The organism is Pseudalkalibacillus sp. JSM 102089 (assembly GCF_041366475.1).
Classification (GTDB): Bacteria; Bacillota; Bacilli; order Bacillales; family Guptibacillaceae; genus Guptibacillus; species Guptibacillus hwajinpoensis_B.
In genome coordinates, this window is record NZ_JBEWYW010000002.1 from 115,555 (window position 1) to 137,680 (window position 22,126).

The window sequence follows — 22,126 nt, forward strand, 5'->3', positions numbered from 1 at the left end:
ACTTTCTTTCGTTTCTATTCAATCCTCTGAGAGTGGACATTTCCTTCTTTTTGTCTTTTTAGGGGGTCAGGCTCGCGCCTGACCCCCTTACATTTCTTCCTCACTCATATCCATTCGGATTGTTTTGATGCCAGCTCCAGGCATGAGATACAATCTGCGCGAGCTCTGGGTATACTGGCTTCCAGCCAAGTTCGCTCATTGCTTTTGACGAAGAGGCTATCAGTGTCGCTGGATCTCCGGCACGGCGTGGAGCTACTTCTGCTTCGATCTTTTTTTCTGTCACGCTTCGACACGTATCAATCACTTCTTTAACCGTAAACCCTTTTCCATTTCCAAGATTGTATACACCGCTCTCATTCGTTTCTTTCATCTTTTTCAAAGCAAGGTAGTGAGCCTGCGCAAGGTCAAGCACATGAATATAATCACGCACACACGTGCCATCCTTCGTATCATAATCATTACCGAAAATAGATACCTTTTCTCTTTGACCAAGTGCAGCTTGTAGAACGATTGGTATAAGATGAGACTCGGGTTGATGATCTTCCCCAATTCTTCCTTCTGGATCAGCACCAGCAGCATTAAAGTAACGAAGAGAGGTTGATTTAAGCCCATAAGCATCATCACACCAGTGAAGCATCTTCTCAATCGCTAGCTTAGTTTCGCCATATGGATTTGTTGGACTGGTAGCGTCACTCTCTTGAATCGGAGTACGTTCTGGATTCCCATAGGTGGCCGCTGTCGAGGAGAACACAATGTACTTTACATCGTGTTCAACTAACTTTGAAACAAGCGCCCGAGAACCCGCTACGTTATTTCGATAATATTCAAGCGGATTCGAAACACTTTCTCCAACTAGCGAGCTCGCAGCAAAGTGAATGACAGAATCGATCGAGTGATCGGCAAAAATTTGATCAATCACTTTCCCATCTGTTAAGTCCCCTTTATACAAAGGAACGTCAAGCACAGCTTGCTCGTGACCTTTTGTTAGATTATCCAGCACGACTACGTCTTCTTTTTGCTCACGCAAGTACATAACCGTATGGCTACCAATATAACCGGCTCCACCAGTAACTAAAATCGCCATGTTATTCCCTCCATTTAGTAAAACTTCGTCGAAATCTATCGTTATTTCCCGGAAAATACTAATTAAGCTTTAGTACAGACGATCCAAGCGGTTTAATAGACATTTCTCCACTAAATTCATCATGAGAAACGGCATCTACCCAGGTTCCTTTCGGCAATGTTAGCGACCCTTTTTCGTCCGTCGAATGATTCACAACACACAAGAATACCTCCCCGTCTTGTCCTGTACGCGTGACAGCTTCTACGTTTTCACTTGAAGCGATCGTTGTTACGTCTGTTTCTTGGAAAACTTCTGCATAAAGAGCATCCATTATTTCCTGCTGGAGTGCAGAGCCGATGTAATAGACCGTTCCTTTTCCATATGTGTTTTTTGTAATCGCCGCCGTTTTTTCGTAGAAGCAAGAGCGATATTCAGCAAGTACTTCCGCAGTTGTCGGTTCAACGAGATCACACCAGATGGAAGCAACGGAGCTCATGCCTTTCATTGCACCCTGAACGCCTTCAACCTCGTTGTTTTGTCCGAGCTGGAGTGATTCATATTCATTAATTTCCACTCCTGCAAGCTCACGTAGTGCGCCTGGCAACGTATCTTCTACAACAAAGTTATTCTGTTCCTTCACACCGGCGCGATAGGATAAGATCACCGTTCCACCTTGCTCAGCAAAACGTGAAATTTTGTCGTTTACAACTGGATCTGTAAGAAAATAAACCGGTACAACGAGTACTTTGTACCCATCTAGCTTGCTTTCTTTCGTCACAATGTCCGTCATGGCATTCATACGGTGCGCAGGACTATAGAAGCGGAGAAATTCTTGCTTGTATTCAAATGCATTGCTTTGCGGCTGAATGCCCCATGCCCAGGCGTTCTCGACATCATAATACACAGCCACTTCCGCCTGGTACTTAGACGCAATCCACTCATCCCCAAACACGCTAAGAGAATCGATTACTTCTTTCACTTCATTATATTTACGCTTTGGCTTACCATCATGATCGAGTACTCCATGGCAAAACTCTTCCGTCCCAAAGCGTGCCGCACGCCAGCGGAAATAAACAATTGCTTCCGCTCCACGAGCAATTGCCTGATACGTCCAAAGTTTAATATGACCTGGACGAGGTAAGTAACCGATGCGACTCCACCCTTGCGCTCCTGAAAGTTCTTCCATTACCCAGAAGCCTTTTCCACCCTTTGAAGAGCGACAAAGGTCGTGTTGATGTGCGATTGCAGCAGGCGCAATCGGTTCTGGTAAACCGCCCCATACCGGATAGTTATCAAATGAAATGAAGTCAAGATCCTTTGCCATATCCCATTGATTAATCGCTAAGTCCGTAAATACGAAGTTATGCGTAATCCACTGATCCGAGCGAATATGTTTACGAAGAATGTCAGTTTGAATCTTATTATAAGACGTATACGCATCCGCACAGAAACGATCAAAATCAAGAAGCAAGCTTGGATTATGTTCCTGTAATACTTTACGAGGCACAGGGATTTGTGACCACGCTGTATACGTTTGACTCCAAAAAACCGTACCCCAAGCTTCATTTAAGGCATCAAGCGTTTCGTATTTTTGCTGTAGCCAAATTTGGAATGCTTTTTGATCCACTTCTCCATAGCTTCGATCAGATTTTTCATGACCGTATTCATTGTCTACTTGCCAGCCAATAATTCCTTCGTGCTGACCATAGCGTTTCGCCATTTTCTCAACAATCTTTGCTGTCAATTCTTGATATACTTCACTGTTCACGGTATAGTGACGTCTCGCTCCAAATGAAATGACTGTTCCGTTAGGATCCACAGGTAAAATTTCTGGATACTTTTCAACCATCCACGCAGGCGGCGTGGCCGTTGGTGTCCCAAGAACAACCTCGATGCCGTTACTTGTCATTAGGTCGATCGCTTCATCATAAAGCGAGAAATCAAACGTTCCCTCCTCAGGCTCCATCAGCTGCCAGCCGAATTCAGCAATTCGAACGACATTCACACCGAGTTCTTTCATCAATCGTACATCTTCTGTCCAACGCTCTTTCGGCCACTGTTCCGGGTAATAATCAACACCTACATACATCATGTTAGCTCCTTTTACCGATCTATTTTTTTGAGTATTAAATCAATGAGAAAAGAAGCCCGCCAGAATCGGCAAGCTCTTATTGGTTTAAATGGTTGTTAAGCTCATGTGTAAAGCGGTCAAATGCTTCCTGACCTGAAGCCGTTCGTTTAAAAACGCCTGCATGGCTTAAAATATTGGAGAAGATCAACCCAACCTCATGACGCAATCGTCCCTGTACATTCGATGAATTCAGGTCTGAATACTTCTTAAGAAGAGAATCAGCCCATGTAACATGTTTCTGAATGCGATCATCTTGCTTAATACTTTCTAGCGGATTTTCATTTATAAGAGATTCACCAAGCAAGTGAAGCTCTTCTTGTAATCTACCAGGAAGCACAGCTAGCCCCATTACTTCAATTAAACCGATATTCTCTTTTTTTATATGATGCACTTCTGCATGGGGGTGAAAAAGTCCCATTGGATGCTGTTTCGTTGTACGATTGTTCCGGAGTACAAGATCAAGCTCATAGTGTTCGCCATTTCGACGAGCTATAGGTGTAATCGTGTTATGAGACTCATTACCTGTAACCGCGCGAACATCAACACTCTCATCACTATATCCCTTCCAGAATTGAAGAATCGCATCAGCCAGTTCGCCAAGTTCATCTCGATCGTTGCTTTGAAGTCGTAGCACAGACATCGGCCACTTCACAATGCCTGCCTTCACGTTCGGATAAGCTGATAGAACGACGTTTCGCTCCATCTCTGCTTTCGCCATCGGGAACTCATGCTTCCCTCCCTGGAAATGATCATGACTTAATATCGAACCGCCTACGATTGGTAGATCAGCATTCGAGCCGATAAAATAATGAGGAAACTTGCCAACAAACTCTAGTAGCCTGTCAAACGTACCTCGTGAAATTTTCATCGGCTCGTGTTCACCGTATAACACAATCGCATGTTCGTTGTAGTAAACGTATGGAGAGTACTGCAAATACCACTGTTTCTCTTCAAGGGTTATAGGGATCATCCTAAGATTTTGTCGCGCAGGATGATTTAATCGTCCCGCATACCCTTCGTTCTCTTTACAAAGCAGACACCTAGGATATCCGCTTGACTTCAACGTTTTGGCTGCCGCAATCGCTTTCGGATCTTTCTCTGGTTTAGAAAGGTTGATCGTGATTTTCATCTCACCATACTCTGTTTCAGTAAGCCAGTCTTCATTTTTTGCTATGCGATCGGTACGAATGTAGTGAACGTCTTTTGAATATTGATAAAAGTTAGCCGTTGCTGCTTCAGGGCCGGCATGTTCATAAGTCGCTTCAAACTTCTCAATCACTTCTGAAGGTCGCTCGGTTAAACATCCCATAATTTTTGTATCGAGCAAGTCACGATAAGTTACCGTATTTTCTATTAGTCGATCATGATCATATGCCCAATTCAGGATGCGATCTAAAATCGAAACAGGGCTATCTGGAATATTCGCAGGAACATCACTTGTATCGATCTCCTCAAGCTGAAGAACTTCTAGAATTTGATTGCGAACATATGATAAATCCCACTCACGAAAAAGATGTTTATTCAATCCGTATTGGAGGAGACGGTTAATCTCTTGATCGATGTTCGTCATGGTTTCTCTCCACTCCTCTCAAGAATTACAGTGCTTCCGAAAGCTGATTTATTTCTCTTGCTCCTGCACCTATTTCCACAACGTAAAATTCAGGTGTTAAGCCCGTTTTCTCTTTATATGTTTTCGCTACATTAGTTTGGAATGATGTTAAAAATTGATCCTCCACAATGCTGATCGTACAGCCACCAAACCCTGCCCCAGTCATCCGAGAGCCAATCACACCTTCTTCTGACCATGCAGCTTCTACTAAAGCATCAAGCTCAAAACCAGTTACTTCATAATCATCGCGCAAGGAAACGTGTGACTCATTCATTAACTGACCAAATGCTTCAATTTCTCCAGCCTTTAAACGTTTAGCCGCTTCAATCGTACGAACGTTTTCATACACTGCATGTTTCGCACGTTTCTGATCAATCGGATTTGTAATGTGGTGTTTATGCGCTTCAAACGAGTCAATTGTTAAATCACCAAGTGATTGAAACGAAACATGTTCTTGAAGCTCGGCGAGTGCCCGCTCACATTCAGAACGTCGCTCATTATATTTTGAATCAGCAAGTCCTCTTCGTTTATTCGTATTTGCAATAACGAGTGAAGCTTTTTCTAGAACTACCGGGCTGTAGCTATAAGCAAGCGTGTTGCAATCAAGAAGAACCGCTGCTTTTTCTTTCCCCATCCCAATGGCAAACTGATCCATGATGCCACAGTTTACGCCTACAAATTCATTTTCAGCACGCTGACTGATTTTCACCATTTCCACCATCTCAAGATGAAGGTGATTTAGTTCATTTAATAGAACAGCCGTCGCAAGTTCGATTGACGCTGAAGACGAAAGTCCCGCTCCATTCGGAATGTTTCCAAAGTAAAGGACATCAAATCCGCTAACGTCGTAACCTGACTCCTTAAAGATCGAAACAACGCCTTTCGGGTAATTCGCCCAATCATGTTCAGCATCATACGCAAGACTTGTTGAATCAACTGTCATCACACCTTGCGTTTTGAAGTTCAGCGAATAAAACCGAATAAGATTGTCTTTTCTTTTTCTAGCAACGGCATAGGTACCAATACTAAGCGAGCATGGAAAAACGTGTCCCCCATTATAATCCGTATGTTCGCCAATTAAATTGACGCGCCCTGGCGAGAAGAAGCTTCTTATCTCGCCACCTTCTCCATACACCTCTCGAAATGTTTCGTATAGGGTTTTCATTAATTTCACCCGGCCTCGTTTATTTACTGCTCTTCCGCAGCTTCAGTTTTGTCGACATCGTCACTTTTTTGGCTACTTTCCTTCTCAATAGACGCTCCATCAAAAGGCCAACAGCCGTTTCACCCATCAGTTCTGTGTACACTTTGACCGTACTCAAAGCAGGATAAACATACTTCGAAACGCTAATGTCATTCACTCCAATTAAGCTAACGCGATCAGGAACAGCTACGCCGTTCTCATGAAGAGCGCGGAGACATCCAATCGCCATTGTGTCATTCCCGACAAAGAAAGCAGTCGGTAGCTTCTCTCCAAGCTCTTCGATCGCACGATTCATAAGGGAATAACCATCATCTACCGTAAACGATCCTGTGTACACGTAAGATTCATGATCCTGATCACGTTCCGTCATATAGCGCTTGAACGTGATTTCGCGTTCATCAACAATTTCAGCACTAGCATCTCGAAATGTTTCTCTGCCACCAATGTAGCCAATTCTCTCATGACCTTTACTCGCAAAATAATCGAGCACTTTTTTTGTCGCCTTTTCAAAATCTACGACAACCGCGTCGTACTTTTCATTATCTGGATCATAGTCAACGAATACGATATTAGGAGTGACTTTATTTAATGAAGCTATTTCTTGACTACTAAACTTACCAACGGCAATCATGCCCTGAATGTTTTCCTTTTCTAGCTCATCATAGTTATCTTTAAAAATTTTCACAAGTTCAAGTCGGTCTTCCTGACAGCGTTGCTCAACCCCAAGTCGAATCGACATGTAATACAGGTCATTCAACTCTTCCTTTTCCGTATACCAGTGAATGATTGCGATTTTTGGTGTAAGTGACTTCTTTCCGCGCTTCTTACTGTAAGAGAGCTCTTCCGCCACTTCAAAAATCCGCTTTTTCGTATCATCTGAAACAGATAACGTTTCATCATAGTTGAGGACGCGTGAAACGGTCGATGTCGAACATTTCACTTTTTGTGCGATGTCCTTAATCGTTGCCATGGTCATCATCCTTTTTTATTCTGCTTTTAAATAAAACACTTTCGATTGAAAGTCACCACCGCGCTCAGCTTGCTCGCCATTCGCTCCATTGAACTCAACCGGAAGCGGAATGCCGTGCTGCATCAGTTCATCTCCGAAGTATGTCTCCCCATCGACGTTATAATGACGATCAGGAGCTAAACCTTTTAATTTCACAAACTGATTGGTGCGTGGATTCGGAGTGCTTGATGATTTATACCAGCCAACAAGAGCTTCATTTCGATTCGACGAAACGATCATCCAGGCCGTTTCATTGCTTTCAAACGGACTTTGTAAGCGAATGAAATCACCATCACGGACAAGATGTCGAAATGACTGGTATCGTTTAATTTGTTCTTTTACAATTTCTTTTTCTTCATCAGACAGGGTTGAAGGATCCAATTCATAACCAAAGGTTCCAAAATACGCGACATCTGCCCGCATTGACAGCGGAGTTGAACGAAGCGTTTGGTGGTTTGGAACGGCTGATACGTGAGAACCCATGCTATAGATAGGATAAGCGATAGAGGTACCATATTGGATTTTCAGTCGCTCCACCGCATCTGTATCATCACTCGCCCATGCTTGTGGGGCGTAGAAAAGGAGAGCCGGATCAAAACGACCACCGCCGCCCGCACACGATTCAAACAGTACATTTGGAAACTCTGATGTTAACCGTTCATAAAGATCATAGACACCGAGAATGTAGCGATGGAAAAACTCTCCCTGGTGCTCTAAACCTGCAGAGTAGGCCTCCGTAATGTTCCGATTCATATCCCATTTAATATAATCCAGCTTCGTCGACTCAATGATCGCTTTCATTCGTTCGAAAATATAATTCACTACTTCTGTACGTGTATAATCAAGCACTCGCTGATTGCGTCCAAGCGTAAAGTGCTCACCTGGAATTCCTACCGCCCATTCTGGATGCTCTCTGTAGAGTTCACTATCAGTACTAATCATTTCAGGCTCAAACCACAATCCAAATTGCAATCCCGTTTCCTTCACTTTTTCAGCTAGAGAGGCAATGCCATCTGGGAGTTTGTTAAGATCAACCGTCCAATCTCCTAGTGATGATCGGTCATTGTTTCTCTTACCAAACCAGCCATCATCAAGGACGAAAAGTTCAACACCAAGTTCTTTTGCCTCTTTCGCAAAATGAATAAGCTTCTCTTCATTAAAATCAAAGTAAGTAGCTTCCCAGTTATTAATTAAGACAGGGCGCTCTTTCTTTTTCCACTGTTCCCTAATCAACTGATTGCGGTAAAGATGATGGAACGTTTGGCTCATTCCGTTCAATCCTTGATCAGAGTAAACTATTATCGCTTCTGGTGATTGGAACGATTCACCAGGACGAAGATTCCACTTAAAACCAAGAGGATGAATACCAAGCTGGGCACGTGCCACGCCATAATGATCAACTTCCGTTTGCGCTAGAAAATTCCCGCTATACACGAACTGGAATCCAAACACTTCACCCGTATGTTCTGTTGCATCCATTGCTTTTAGTGCAAGAAATGGATTGTGATGATGAGAGCTTGCTCCACGAATACTCGAAACGGACTGAATGCCCTGCTCTAATTTCCTCGTTTTCATATGACGCTCACGGGCCCATGTTCCTGAGAGGTGCACCATTTCCATATCAGCATAAGGAAGATCAACTGACAGTGACATCATTCGATCAATAGATAGCTCGCTATCTGTGTTGTTAATAAGACGCGCGTTCCTCGCAATCACAGATTCATTTTCAAAAATCGTGTAGCTGAGATGAAGCTCAACCTTCTGATACTTATCCTCCAACACAATGAGTAACGTCTCCGCTTCTTGCGCATTCGCATAAGTGGCCGGCAAACCTTTCAAGCGAGGCTTCCCTTTCACTTGCTCATGTGATTTATAAACAAAGTTCGCTATAGGCTTTTGACCTGCTGACACCATAAAGGCAGGCTCTCGAAAATCTCCTTTTCCATAGGCCGGGTACTCCTGCCTAATCGTTTCAAGCGAAAAAGCCGCGTCGTTCTCATATGAATGACAGCTAGCCGGCGTTGGATTGTTCGTGTTCTGAAAATGACGATAATCACGATCAGGACGAAGCGCTTTTCCGAAATACAAATGACCGAGCTGACCATTTTTTAAAATATGAAAGATGTAACTGATCTTTCCATTCGTTAGATGAAACTGCTGTTGATTAACCAGAATGCTCATTGCCATCGATCCTTTATCCGAGTTTAGGTTCGTTCACTAGTGTTACGCTGCTTGCAGTATGTCCTTCTAATTCCAGAACGACAACTTCATTTGCACCTTCATTTAACAGTGGACCAGGCAAGTAAAGACGCTGCTGTGGTCCCATCGTTTGCCAGTAGCGACCAAGATTAAAGCCATTAATATAAACATTCCCTTTTGTAAACCCTTCCAAATCAACAAATGTATCATAGCATTGATCAGCTTGGAATATGCCTTTGAAATATTTCGGATAACGTTCTCCTAATGAATACGTCTTCGGTAAACGATCTCCTTCAATCTTGATCATTTCCCAGTCAAACCAATACTGGTTGTTTAGCCAGAGATTCTGCACAATCCCCTTCTGGTGAGATAGATGTTTTCCATAATTCACTCTTCCAAGGTTTTCAACAAGAACTTCAAAAACATTTACTTCATTCGGAAACGGGATCATAACCGATTTTGACTCATCATTTACTGAAACCGTCGCCTCATGTTTCCCATTGACGTAAAGAAAAGCTCGATCATGAATTGGCGTTGTATCAAGCTCAAACGTTCCAGTGTCGTTAATCGAAGTTCGATAAAGCGTGTAGCCGAAACTCTGATCAATCTTCTCCATGCTCCGTGGTGCAACGTGCTCTACCCTGGTTCCTACTTCTTGGAGAACATCGAAAAGGCTTGCGCTCTCCAATAGCTTCACTTCTCCATAGCTTTTCGTCTCAACTTTAGAAACGTCTTCAATGGAAACGTCTGCTACGCTTTTCAACACTTCCGCCATCGCGAGATACTTATCTGTCACGTCGCCCCATTCTGTTAAGAGCGAATCGTAGTCATAGCTAGTAATCGTCGGAGCATATTTTTCGTAATGATTCGCACCGTTATAGAAACCAAAGTTTGTTCCACCGTGGAACATGTAGAAATTCACAGATGCGCCCATATCCATTAACTTCCGGAACACTTCCGCTGCTTCCTTTGCGTCACGTGTATGATGCTCGCCGCTCCAGTGATCAAACCAGCCGATCCAGAATTCCGCGACCATTTTAGGTGAATCAGGTTTCATCGCTTCAAGTGCCGCAAAGGCTTCTTCTGGTCTGGAACCAAAATTTAGCGTCGTTACGACGTTATCCATTGAACCCTGTTTAATGAAATCTGGTCCGTCTGATGTGAAGTAAAACGTATCAATGCCATGTTTCTCGTACTGTTCTTTATGAAACTCAAGATAGTTCTGATCGTTGCCATATGCGCCATATTCATTTTCAATTTGAAAGGCAATCACCGGACCGCCGTTCTTTTGTAAGAAAGGCTTCAACCGTGGAAGAAGATCATTAAAGTATTCCTCTACATGTCTTAGAAAAGCAGGATGACTACAGCGAAGCGCCATGTCATCTTCTTTTAGTAGCCAAGAAGGAAGCCCTCCCATTTCCCACTCTGCACAAATATAAGGAGAAGGACGAAGAATAACATAAAGCCCAACGTCCTGTGCTTCAGCTATGAACCGCTCCACATCAGCCATTCCTTCAAAATGAAACTGACCCTTCTTCGGTTCATGAAAGTTCCATGGTATATATGTTTCTACCGTATTCAGTCCAAGTGCCTTCAGCTTCTGAAGGCGATCTTTCCAATACTCAGGGACAACTCTGAAGTAATGAAGGCCTCCAGAAAGAATTTGAAAAGGTTCGTCATTTAAGTAAAAGTGGTTCTTTCTCGCTTCCAGCATAACAGCCTCCTACTATTTCAAGGCGCTTCCGAGCATACCTGAAATAAATTGTTTTTGCAGTGTTAAGAAGAATGCAATGATCGGAACAGTCGCTAACGTAACGCCCATCATCACTTGACCATAGTCGATATAAGAGAGTCCCATTAAGCTAGATAGCGCAACAGGGAATGTGTACATATCGTTCGTATTCAATACAACGAGCGGCCACATAAAGTTGTTCCACTGCGTCATGAAAAGGAAGATCGAAGCAGCTGCTAAAGCTGGTCGCATTGATGGAATGACGATCGAGATAAAGATACGCGTTTCGCTTGCGCCATCAAGACGTGCTGACTCCATCAACTCTGTAGGGAATGCCAGGAAGTTCTGTCTTAATAAGAAAATCGCAAACGGGAAGCACAATTGCGGTGCAATAACCGCAAAGTATGTGTTTAATAGATTAAAATCAGACATCATTTGGAACAACGGAATCAGTGTTGCCTGGTAAGGAATCATCATGGAAAGCAAGAATGCAGTAAAGATGAACTTTTTCCCTTTGAAGTTGTACTTCGCTAGAACGTAGGCTGCGCTCGCACAAACTGCAAGGGCAATCACTACATAAAGTCCTGAGACGAAGAGAGAGTTAAACAGTACTCTGAAAATACCAATTGACTCATTTAGATTGGTTAAGTTCGTCATAAACTGATCGCCAGGTAAAAGCGTTGGCGGGTTCGTAAACATTTTACTAGAGTCGTTCGTAGCCCCGATAAACATCCAGTAGAACGGGAAGATCGAAACAACAAGGAAGATGCTTAGTAGCGTATACATCCAAACGGCTTTTAGCTTATTTTTCTTTTTCTTAGGTTTCTTTTGTTGCCTTTGAGCAAGGGTGAGTTTATTCGTCGACTGTTCAATTACCTCAAGGTTCTTAGCCATTAATCATCACCTGCTATCTTAAATTGGATAATGGAGAGAATACCAACCATCACAACAACCGCGTATGCAATTGCGGAAGCGTAGCCGAAATCAAAGTATTCAAATCCACTCTGGTAAATATAAAGTCCAAGGGTCATCGTTGAATCCGCCGGTCCACCGCCTGTTAAGTTGAATGGCTCATCGAAAAGCTGAAGCGTTCCGATTGTGGAAAGGATACCAGCAAAGAGAATAACCGGTTTAAGCTGAGGAACAGTAATATAGAAAAATTGCTTAAACTTATTCGCGCCATCAAGTGAAGCAGCTTCATATAAATCTTCTGGAATGTTTTGAAGGGCTGCAAGGAAAATAACCATGTTATACCCTGTCCATCTCCACGTCATGGCGATAATGATCGAAGCCTTTGCCCAAAACGGATCAGATAACCACGGAATCGCAGTAATCCCAATGTAGCTTAATGCCGTGTTAATAATTCCTTCTTCTTGAAGCATGATCGAAAATAATATCGAGTAAGCTACAAGCGATGTGACAGCCGGAAGAAAGAATGAGACGCGGAAAAATCCTTTTAGCTTTAACAACTGGTTGTTCAACACGTTGGCTAGTACCATTGCAAGAATGATCATAACTGGGACTTGAACAACAAAGATAATGAATGTGTTCTGCATCGCCGTCCAGAAAATATCATCGTTCCAGAGACGCGTATAATTTTTCAATCCTGCAAAAACGTATTCTCCACCAACTCGTTCCTGAAAACTGAGAACGAAGGAAGCGATAATCGGATAGACGGTAAATGCTAGGAAAAGCAGAATGGCCGGAGCTGCGAATAAATACGGAAAACGTTTCGCTCGATTCATGAATATCCCACCTTAAGATGACAGGGGTTGAAATGAATCAACCCCTGATGATTTCTTTAGCTTATTGAATACGGTTTTTCAAACGATCTTCTGATGCTTTTAATGCTTCTTCAATGCCTTTACCGTTCGCGATTTCAGATTGCGCTTTAACAGCTTCATCCTTCGCTACTGCATAGTCTCCTGTGTAGTTAACGGCTGGAATGCTATCCATTTCACCAGCAAGTAGACTCCAGATCGGCTGATTGTTAAAGAACTCAACTTCTTTTGTAAATGCCTCGTTATCATAAATCGTATTTAGTGAAGGGAATAAACCACCTTCCATTGCAGATAATTGAACATCTTCATCTGTTGAGAAAAATTCCATAAAGTCATACGCTAGGTCGCCATTGTCGCTTGCACTAGGAATCATGTAGTTACTTCCGCCCAAGTTAGATGCGCGATTGCCACCTTCTTCAAACGCCGGTAGCTCAATTAATCCCCATTTTCCTGAAGTATCCTTGCCCTGCTGGGTGATCGAACCGTACAGCCATGCACCCGATGGAGCTGTCGCAACATCTCCACTAGTCATAGCACTAATCCATGCGTCCCAACCTACTGTTTCTTTAACAAGTCCTTCTTCATTTAGATTCTTTTGTACTTCCATTGCCTTTTTTGACTCTTCTGAAGTGAGGGCTACATTTTTCTCATCGTCAAAATAGAATGTGCCTTGCTGATTGAGCATCATACGATAAAGACCATCATCACCGTTCAGATCAAGACCAATCATTGCTTTATCCGTTTTTTCTTTAATTGTTTTACCAGCTTCGATATAGTCATCCCACGTTTTAATATCTTCTGCATTTACGCCAGCTTCTTCAAAAATATCGGTGCGATAGAAGACTCCTGTTGGTCCACCGTCAAACGGGAAGCCGTACATTGCACCATCTTTTGAAACAAGCTCTGTTTTATACGATGGGAAGCTATCTTTCATTTCGTCAAACCCTTTATCGGAAACGTTTACAAAAGCGTCCGGGAAAGCACTCATATAACCTTGAACGCGATCATCTTCAACAAGGACGATATCCGGTAAACCTTTACCTCCTGCTTGAAGACCAGTTGTTAACTTCGAATAAACATCATCAGTACCCATTTCAACAACTTCTAGTTCAAAATCCGGATTTTCTTCTTTAAATTTCTCGGCTGCTTCTTCAAGCACCGGTACATTAATATTCCAAGCCCAGGCTGTTACTTTATTGCTATCGCTTGATCCTTCACTATCATCTCCACCATTCCCACACGCCGCAAGAAACAGACTTAAGACAAGCATCATACTTATACTAACTAGACCCGTTACCTTCTTCATCGACTACCCCTCCAATTAATTACTGAAAACTTTCAAAATTCGTAATGAAAGCGTCTACACTTATTAGAATAGTCGAAGAGGTAAACATAGTCAAGTAAACTTTTACTAAAAGTTTACTACTTTATTTACTTTCCAATTAATGGAGGTTGTTACAAAGAAGAAAGTGTCCATCTATGACGGACACTTTCTTCTTTTTGTCTTTATAGGGGGTCAGGTGCGTACCTGACCCCCGCACTATTATTGAATCCGATTCTTCAACCGATCTTCGGCTGCTTTATAAGCCTCTTCAATCGATTTCTGACCATTCATCACTTCGGATTGTGCTTTGATTGACTCATCACTTGCAAGCGCGTAATTACCTGTATAGTTCACAGAAGGAATATCATTCATCTCGCTTGCAAACAGCTCCCAGATTGACTGATTGCTAAAGAATTCCACATCCTTTGTGAATGCATCATTTTCATAAATCGTGTTCAGCGTAGGAAACAAACCATTGTCCATCGCCGTTAGCTGTACGTCATCACTAGTAGTAAAGAATTCCATGAAATCGTAAGCCAAACCCTGATTCTTGCTCGCGCTTGTAATCACATAGTTACTTCCACCAAGGTTCGCTGCACGGTTTCCATCTTCTTCAAACGCCGGGAGCTTAAATACTCCCCAGTTACCTTCTGTGTCTTTAGCTTGCTGAGTAATAGAACCGCTCAACCACGCGCCAGAAGGAGCCGTCGCAACATCACCTTGTGCCATTGCACTAATCCACGCGTCCCAACCCACTGTATCTTTAACTAGTCCAGCCTCTTTCATCATTTGTACTTTCTCCGCCGCCATTTTAGATTCTTCAGAAGTGAAGTTCACATTCTTCTCATCATCAAAATAGAATGTTCCTTGCTGCGTCATCATCATACGGTAAAGACCGTCATCACCATTCAAATCAAGGCCAAGCATTGCTTTTCCTGTAGCTTCTTTGATCTTTTCCCCCGCTTCAATGAAGTCATCCCACGTCTTAATATCATCGGGATTTACACCAGCTTTTTCAAAGTAATCTGTTCGATAAAAAACGCCCGTTGGACCACCATCAAATGGGAAGCCATACATTGCATTGTCTTTTGAAAGAAGGTCTATTTTATAAGTAGGAAAGCTCTCTTTGCTTTCATCAAATCCCTTATCAGATACATTTACGAACGCATCAGGGAATGTTTCCATATAACCCTGGATACGATCATCCTCGACAAGTACGATATCTGGCAACCCTTTCCCTCCAGCTTGAAGACCAGTCGTTAATTTCGAATAAACATCTTCGCGACCGAGTTCTACAACCTCTAGTTCGAAATCCGGGTTTTCTTCTTTAAACTTCTCTGCCGCTTCTTCAAGAACGGGAACATTAATGTTCCATGCCCATGCTGTCACCTTTTTACCATTACTATCTCCGTCTCCCGCCGACCCTTCACTTGAGCTATTATCACTAGAACAAGCACCGAGAACTAACATCAGAACAAGCAAGAAACTAACTCGACCGATTACCTTTCTCAAAATAACCCCTCCTGTTTGTTTACTAAAAAACATTGAACGACAAAAATGAAAGCGCATTCACGTTTATAGATTAAGGTACATTCAAAACTTAGTCAAGTAAATGTTTACTGATTAATTTACTTTTTTGACGGCTATAATCTTTTAATTCTGCCTCATGTATTTTAAGTTTTTGTAAAATATTGAAGAAAAGCAAATTTCAAAGATATAAATGCTATAGTATTAAGTGGATTATATTTAATTATTGGAGGAGCTATATGGTATTTAGTAATCTCGTTTTCTTATTTGCTTTTATGCCGATCGTTTTATTTTCTTATTTTTTTGCTAGAAAAAGTTTTCGAAACATCGTACTGCTTATTGCTAGTCTTGTTTTCTACGCATGGGGAGAACCACAGTATGTCTTTCTGATGCTCTTCTCTATTATAATGAACTATGGTTTTGGGAGAGGAATTGACCATTTTCATAATCAGCTCGCAACAAAAAAATTCCTCCTAACGTTATCCATTATCGGTAACATTGCAATTCTTGGTTACTTTAAGTACGCAGGCTTCGTATTATCTAATGTTAATGGCTCCTTTGGGACAAGTTTTGAACTTGGAGAGCTGCCTCTTCCAATTGGAATTTCGTTTTTTACATTCCAGGCGATGAGCTATGTCATTGATATTTATCGAAAAGATGCACCCGTTCAGAAAAATGTTTTCTCACTAGCTCTTTATATCTCTCTTTTCCCACAGCTCGTTGCAGGGCCAATTGTTCGATACAACACCGTTGATCAACAAATTCATTCTCGCTCTATAACTGCTGATAAGTTACACGAAGGAATTAAACGATTTATTATTGGCTTATCAAAAAAAGTACTGTTAGCTAACAGTTTCGCAGTTGTTGCGGATCAGGCATTTAACACTCCCGCAGGTGAAATGAGCGTGATGATGGCGTGGATTGGTGTTATTGCTTACACACTCCAAATTTACTTTGATTTCTCCGGGTATAGCGACATGGCCATTGGTCTAGGAAAAATGTTTGGCTTTGATTTTCTAGAGAACTTTCGATACCCCTACATATCTAAAAGCATTTCAGAATTCTGGAGAAGATGGCACATTTCTCTTGGGACATGGTTCAAAGATTACGTTTATATCCCACTAGGTGGGAATCGCCATGGAAAGCTTGTACAAGTACGTAATCTTCTAATCGTGTGGACGATTACGGGGTTCTGGCATGGCGCTAGCTGGACGTTTATGGCCTGGGGATTCTACTACGGGGCAATTATCGTAATTGAAAGCCTCGGATTTGGTAAATGGTTAAGTCGCCTATGGTCGCCTCTACAACATATCTATGTCCTACTGCTCGTCATGATCGGCTGGGTCTTTTTCCGCGCTGATAACTTTACGTATTCATTTGAATACTTACAAACGATGTTCGGCTTTAATCAGGCTGCTTTCGTAGATTCAATGTTCCTATTGCAGTGGAATGATAACTGGGTATTATTCCTAGCTGGCGTTATTTTCAGCACACCTTTCATAGCGAATATCGGCAACATTTACAATCGTATAGCGACGAAAGCAAAGGGACTACAGGTCGTCACGCTTTTCTCAGAACCAGCGATTTATATGACGCTAATGATTTTCGCTATGGTTCGATTAGTCAATTCTAGTTACAACCCATTTATTTATTTCAGGTTTTAATGCCAATAAAGGAGCTTTGCTATGATTCAGCGAATTGAAAAGGCAAGGAAATGGATGCTTATTATCTTATTCTTTGCGTTTATCTTTACCGTTTTCTTCTATCTTACAGTTTCAGCAGATATTGAAGTATCTGACGTAGAAAAAAGAGAACTAGCTCAAAACCCTGACCTTTCGATTGAGAATGTTTCGAACGGAGAATACATGAACGATTTTGAATCGTATTTTCTTGATCAGTTTCCCGGTCGAAATATCTGGTTGAAATCATATCTTCAATATCAGCAAATGACGAACAAAACCTATATTTTTGATTACTATGTATCTGACTCGAATTGGATCATCCCAAAACCGAGTTATAGTAAGCCTTCTACCCATATTGATAAGGCTGTTGATAACTTAAACAAATTTGCGGCGACGATGAAGGATGAGGGAAAGGAAGTTTATTTTGCTTCTCTTCCTCATAAAGTGAATACCATCGACATCCTGCCGTCTTATATTGAAGAGGGAACAGGAATAGAAAAGAAAGATTACTTTTTTTCAGAATTTAACCAAAAGAGCATCCCAACAGTTGATGTTGGGAAGGAATTTAAAGAAGAATATACTGATGATGAATTGAAAGAGCGTTACTTTAAGACAGACCATCACTGGAACATGTTTGGGGCGTTTGAAGGCTATCAAAAAGTAGCAGACCTTCTCTCTGAGAATTCAACTTACTATACAAACATGAACGAAGACGACAGCGACTATGAATTAAATTGTTATAACGACAAGCAATTTATTGGAAGCTATAATAATCAGCTTTATTTAACGGTTGATGCAACAGGTGAAAAGATCTGTCACATGTTACCTAAAGATAATCTATTTGATAACTATCAAATTTCCTGGAACGGCAAAGAGCGTACATTTAAACAGGTCTATGGTACAGACATATTTAGAGATAACGATCCTATCGATTTTGGTGGGCTGTACATGAACAATACAGCTGAAATTACAATCGAGAATCCTGCTGTTCAAAAGGAAAGCCGACTATTGATTCTAAAAGATTCCTACGCAAACCCAATTGCGTTCCACATTGCCCAGCATTTCTCCAATACTACTGTTTATGATATCCGTTATAACGATGATCAGGTTTTAACAGAGTATATGGCGGATAAGGATTTTGATGTAGTCCTGTTCTTGTATAATGACGCCATGCTTCAAGGCGAATCCTTCCGCTTCTCAACACCAATGGAAGACTAAATCGAACGAAATTTTAGTTGAGCAAAATAAATGAAACCAGCTCTCGATGAAGAGAGCTGGTTTTTTGGTCTTTGTTTTGAGGACAACTGTCTTCCCCCCCCTCACACTTCCGCAGTTACCCCATATACAGACTCATGAAAACGGTGAATCTCAGGTTCAAGTCCATTATCTTTAAAAATCTGCATCATCTTCTCAGAAGAAATTCGCTCATGAAGTGGTGGGCCCATATCCATTTCAATGGCTTCCCATTCAAGTACAAACAATTTACGTCCTGGCTTAATCACTCGCTTAAATTCTTGGAATGTTTTCGTAAGATCAGGCACTTCATGAATCACAAATGCCGCAATCGCTTTGTCAGCGACGTGATCTCTTAGATTAATCTGCTCCAAGCTACTGACAACGTACTCGATATGCCCTGCTAGATTTTCTTCTGAAACACGCTTTTTAAGAAGATCTAGCATCTGCCTTTCAATATCAACCGCATAAACCTTTTCAGCTGCTTCCGACAACGGCAATGTAAAATACCCATTTCCCGCTCCTAAATCAGCTACATGATCAGTTGCCTTTACATCAAGATGAGCGATAACTTGTTCAGGTGAAATAATTTCCTTTCGTTTCGGATCAAGTAGTCGACCCGCATTACCTGGTTTGAATCGTTTACCAGCCACAGCGAGAACCTCCTTAGAATTTCTTTCTAATTCTTCACAACACTACTGGCAGTTATACGAGAGAAACCTTATTTAAACACTAAAACCCGCTCATTGATGAGCGGGCTTTAGTGTCCTCTATAGAAAGACAGCTGTCCTCCGTGGGGGGTCAGGTACGCACCTGCCCCCTCTTATACCCATCAGGATTTTCCGACTGCCAGCGCCACGTGTCGCGGCACATTTCTTCAATGCCTTTTTCCGCTTTCCAGCCAAGCTCAGCTTCAGCTTTAGCCGGATCTGCATAGCATTCTCCAATATCGCCAGGACGGCGCGGAGCAATGGAGTACTTCACTTCTTTCCCAGTCGCTTCTTCAAAAGCCTTCACCATCTGAAGCACGCTATACCCATTTCCCGTCCCAAGGTTATACGCTTCTACTCCCGTTGTCCCTAAGATATGCTCTAACGCTTTCAAATGCCCGTTAGCCAGATCCTCCACATGGATATAATCACGAACGCCTGTACCATCTGCTGTATCGTAGTCATCTCCAAACACGCTAAGCTTTTCGAGTTTTCCAACCGCAACCTGACTAATATACGGCATGAGGTTATTTGGAATCCCGTTAGGATCTTCTCCAATTCTTCCGCTCACATGAGCTCCGATTGGATTGAAATAGCGAAGAAGGGCAATGCTCCAGTTTGAATCAGAAACATGTAGATCACGAAGAATCTGTTCAATCATAAGCTTCGTTTGACCATACGGATTCGTTGCGCTTAGAGGGGCTTCTTCAGTGATTGGCATAACATCAGGCATACCATAAACGGTTGCAGATGAGCTAAACACAATGTTTCGAACGTTAAATTTCTCCATCACTTCACAAAGAATGAACGTTCCTGTTAAGTTATTATGGTAATAATGAAGTGGCATGGAAACCGATTCGCCAACAGCTTTCAAGCCAGCAAAATGAATGACTGCTTCAATTTCATTTTCTTCAAACACCATTTCTAAAGAAGATCGATCAAGTAGATCCACTTCATAAATCGGAAAATCTCGCTCAGTTAACTCTTTCACACGATCAAGCGATTCCATTTTACTATTCGAAAAGTTATCCACGACAACAATATCAGAACCGTGATTAAGTAACTGAACACACGTATGACTTCCAATATATCCAGCACCGCCTGTTACTAAAATAGCCATTCTTACTCCCCCACTTCTTGTTATGTCACCAAAAAATTCCTTCTCATCATATCACATTCATTCCCATAAATTCAGCGCAAATAATGAAAAAATCGCTCTCTATGAGAGCGATTCTGCTATAGAAAGAAGCAAATCATCTAGACAAGAGTCTGGATTTCTTTCGCTTTCCTTTCTCTTCTGAATCAGCAGCTAAAAGACCTTCCTGCTTCTTCATACCTTCTTCTTTGAAGCGACGCTTTTCTTCCTTCGACCACGATTTGTACTCTTTAATAAAAGCTTCATACTTCGGCATGATATCTTTCATTGCGCCATACTCACGGATCGTGCCATGTTCAAGCCAGATTGCTTTATTACAAAACTTCTTCATCTGGCCGTTTGAATGACTAACAAAGAAAATTGTTTTTCCTCGTTCCTTAAACTCGTCCATTTTGACAAGGCACTTATCGGCAAACGTCTTATCACCTACAGAAAGGGCCTCATCGACGATCAGAACATCTGGATCGACGCTAATGGATATAGAAAAACCTAGACGTGATTTCATACCACTGGAATATTTTTTAACAGGCATATCGATAAATTTACCAATATCTGCAAAATCAATAATGTCAGGCTTCATCTTTTCAATAACGTCTTTCTTATATCCCATCATGAGCAGCTTCAATTCGATATTCTCTCGCCCTGTTAGCTCTTTATTTAAGCCAGCAGAAACGGCGATAAGGGAAACGTCACCTTTTACGTCAATTTCCCCACTAGTTGGCGGCGTAATATTAGCGACAAGGTTTGAGAACGTTGATTTCCCGGACCCGTTCACTCCGATAATACCAACGACATCACCTTCACTTGCTTCAAAGGTTAAATCACGAATGGCATAGAAATCCTCACCATAGCCACCAGGAAGAAGAATATCCTTGAGCTTATCAGAGTTCTGCCTGTGCATTTTATATTTTTTCGTAATCCCGTTTAATTTAACTGAATAACTCATAAACGACAGTCCTTATTAAATATAGTCTACGAAATGACTCTTGAACTTCATATGCAGGTAGGAACCAATCATCAGTAAGAGCACAACGACAACCCAGTAGTAAAGGGTATATTGAAGCGTCTGATGAACCCAGCCCATGCCGAGAAGTGCATCTCTGTAGCCTTCCACTATATAGTATAGCGGATTAAGTTTCATCCCAATCTGAATAAATCCAGGAAGATCATCAATTGTCCATAAAATTGGTGTTAAATAAAGAAACATCCGAATAAACGACTGAAGCATTTTGTGCACATCTCGAACGATTGTCGATAGCGTCGACGTTATGAGGGAGATGGCAAAAATGAGAATAATTAAAGCGAACATATAATACGGTAGCTGAAGCAAGTGCCAGGATACCCCCTGGCCAGTTAATAACACTGCTGCAAAGTATATACCAAGTAAAATCAAATGTTGATAAAAGACTGACATAATTACATAACTCGGAATCGTACTCATTGGAAAGTTCATTTTCGATACCATTGATATCCTAGTATATATCGACTTTGATCCTTGTATAACAGCAGGGTTAAAGAAGAACCATACAACAAGTCCAGCAGACATCCATAGAACAAATGGGACGCCATCAACAGGGTTCCCGTTTCGTATTCCAAAGCCAAATACAAACCAGTAAATACTCATTTGGAAAAGGGGATTCAGAATCTCCCAAACCATTCCAAGATAATTATTGCTATTCGTGCTCTTTACCTGATAAACCGAAAGCCGATTAATTAGGTAAAAGTTGCTAACTTGTTCTTTTAAAACTGCAATCAAAGAATTCATG

At 41.8% G+C, this 22,126-nt stretch carries 16 protein-coding genes and 1 pseudogene; 2 read left to right on the plus strand and 15 right to left on the minus strand.

Annotated features, from left to right (window positions below):
• Positions 1-100: 100 nt before the first annotated feature.
• The 11 genes from galE (ABVF21_RS05320) to ABVF21_RS05370 all read right to left on the minus strand — a co-directional run bounded on the left by galE (ABVF21_RS05320) (position 101) and on the right by ABVF21_RS05370 (position 15,564).
• Positions 101-1,084 carry a UDP-glucose 4-epimerase GalE gene (gene galE, locus ABVF21_RS05320; protein WP_371017637.1) on the minus strand — a complete coding sequence of 328 codons (984 nt, stop codon included), beginning with the start codon at positions 1,082-1,084 and terminating at the stop codon, positions 101-103.
• A gap of 58 nt (positions 1,085-1,142) precedes the next feature.
• Entirely contained in the window at positions 1,143-3,155 is a 2,013-nt protein-coding gene (locus ABVF21_RS05325; protein ID WP_371017638.1) for a beta-galactosidase, read from the minus strand.
• A 76-nt stretch (positions 3,156-3,231) separates the two neighbouring features.
• A complete protein-coding gene (gene galT, locus ABVF21_RS05330; RefSeq protein WP_371017639.1) occupies positions 3,232-4,764 on the minus strand; it encodes a UDP-glucose--hexose-1-phosphate uridylyltransferase in 1,533 nt (510 codons plus the stop codon).
• Between the two features lie 25 nt (positions 4,765-4,789).
• A complete protein-coding gene (locus ABVF21_RS05335) occupies positions 4,790-5,968 on the minus strand; it encodes a galactokinase (protein WP_371017640.1) in 1,179 nt (392 codons plus the stop codon).
• Between the two features lie 19 nt (positions 5,969-5,987).
• Complete coding sequence (locus ABVF21_RS05340; RefSeq protein WP_371017641.1) at positions 5,988-6,977, minus strand: LacI family DNA-binding transcriptional regulator; 990 nt, start codon at positions 6,975-6,977, stop codon at positions 5,988-5,990.
• A 15-nt stretch (positions 6,978-6,992) separates the two neighbouring features.
• Positions 6,993-9,197, minus strand: a complete 2,205-nt coding sequence (locus ABVF21_RS05345) for an alpha-galactosidase (RefSeq protein ID WP_371017642.1) — start codon at positions 9,195-9,197, stop codon at positions 6,993-6,995.
• Between the two features lie 13 nt (positions 9,198-9,210).
• A complete protein-coding gene (locus ABVF21_RS05350) occupies positions 9,211-10,929 on the minus strand; it encodes a glycoside hydrolase family 35 protein (protein WP_371017643.1) in 1,719 nt (572 codons plus the stop codon).
• A gap of 12 nt (positions 10,930-10,941) precedes the next feature.
• Entirely contained in the window at positions 10,942-11,733 is a 792-nt protein-coding gene (locus tag ABVF21_RS05355; protein WP_048312872.1) for a carbohydrate ABC transporter permease, read from the minus strand.
• A 107-nt stretch (positions 11,734-11,840) separates the two neighbouring features.
• Positions 11,841-12,692: a carbohydrate ABC transporter permease gene (locus ABVF21_RS05360; protein WP_159785293.1), complete on the minus strand. Its 852-nt coding sequence runs from the start codon at positions 12,690-12,692 to the stop codon at positions 11,841-11,843.
• A 61-nt stretch (positions 12,693-12,753) separates the two neighbouring features.
• The gene (locus ABVF21_RS05365) at positions 12,754-14,034 is read right to left on the minus strand and encodes an ABC transporter substrate-binding protein (RefSeq protein ID WP_371017644.1); all 1,281 of its coding nucleotides are present in this window, start codon (positions 14,032-14,034) and stop codon (positions 12,754-12,756) included.
• 237 nt (positions 14,035-14,271) lie between these two features.
• Positions 14,272-15,564 (minus strand): ABC transporter substrate-binding protein, encoded by a 1,293-nt coding sequence (locus ABVF21_RS05370; protein ID WP_371017645.1) that lies wholly within the window; start codon positions 15,562-15,564, stop codon positions 14,272-14,274.
• A gap of 254 nt (positions 15,565-15,818) precedes the next feature.
• Between ABVF21_RS05370 and ABVF21_RS05375 the strand changes: the two genes are divergently transcribed.
• Together ABVF21_RS05375 and ABVF21_RS05380 are read left to right on the plus strand one after the other, a co-directional pair.
• Positions 15,819-17,243, plus strand: coding sequence for an MBOAT family O-acyltransferase (locus tag ABVF21_RS05375; protein ID WP_371017646.1), 1,425 nt, complete (start codon positions 15,819-15,821; stop codon positions 17,241-17,243).
• 21 nt (positions 17,244-17,264) lie between these two features.
• The gene (locus tag ABVF21_RS05380; protein ID WP_371017647.1) at positions 17,265-18,479 is read left to right on the plus strand and encodes an alginate O-acetyltransferase AlgX-related protein; all 1,215 of its coding nucleotides are present in this window, start codon (positions 17,265-17,267) and stop codon (positions 18,477-18,479) included.
• Between the two features lie 101 nt (positions 18,480-18,580).
• Here the strand turns inward: ABVF21_RS05380 and ABVF21_RS05385 are convergent, their stop codons facing one another.
• From ABVF21_RS05385 to ABVF21_RS05400, 4 genes and pseudogenes are all read right to left on the minus strand, one after another.
• Entirely contained in the window at positions 18,581-19,147 is a 567-nt protein-coding gene (locus ABVF21_RS05385) for a class I SAM-dependent methyltransferase (RefSeq protein WP_303534265.1), read from the minus strand.
• Positions 19,148-19,295: 148 nt separating this feature from the next.
• Positions 19,296-20,324, minus strand: a complete 1,029-nt coding sequence (gene galE, locus ABVF21_RS05390) for a UDP-glucose 4-epimerase GalE (RefSeq protein WP_371017648.1) — start codon at positions 20,322-20,324, stop codon at positions 19,296-19,298.
• 196 nt (positions 20,325-20,520) lie between these two features.
• Positions 20,521-21,306, minus strand: a pseudogene (gene tagH / locus ABVF21_RS05395) (teichoic acids export ABC transporter ATP-binding subunit TagH); the annotation flags it as partial.
• Between the two features lie 15 nt (positions 21,307-21,321).
• On the minus strand, positions 21,322-22,125 hold the full coding sequence (locus ABVF21_RS05400; protein WP_303534270.1) for an ABC transporter permease: 804 nt from the start codon (positions 22,123-22,125) through the stop codon (positions 21,322-21,324).
• Position 22,126: the final 1 nt, after the last annotated feature.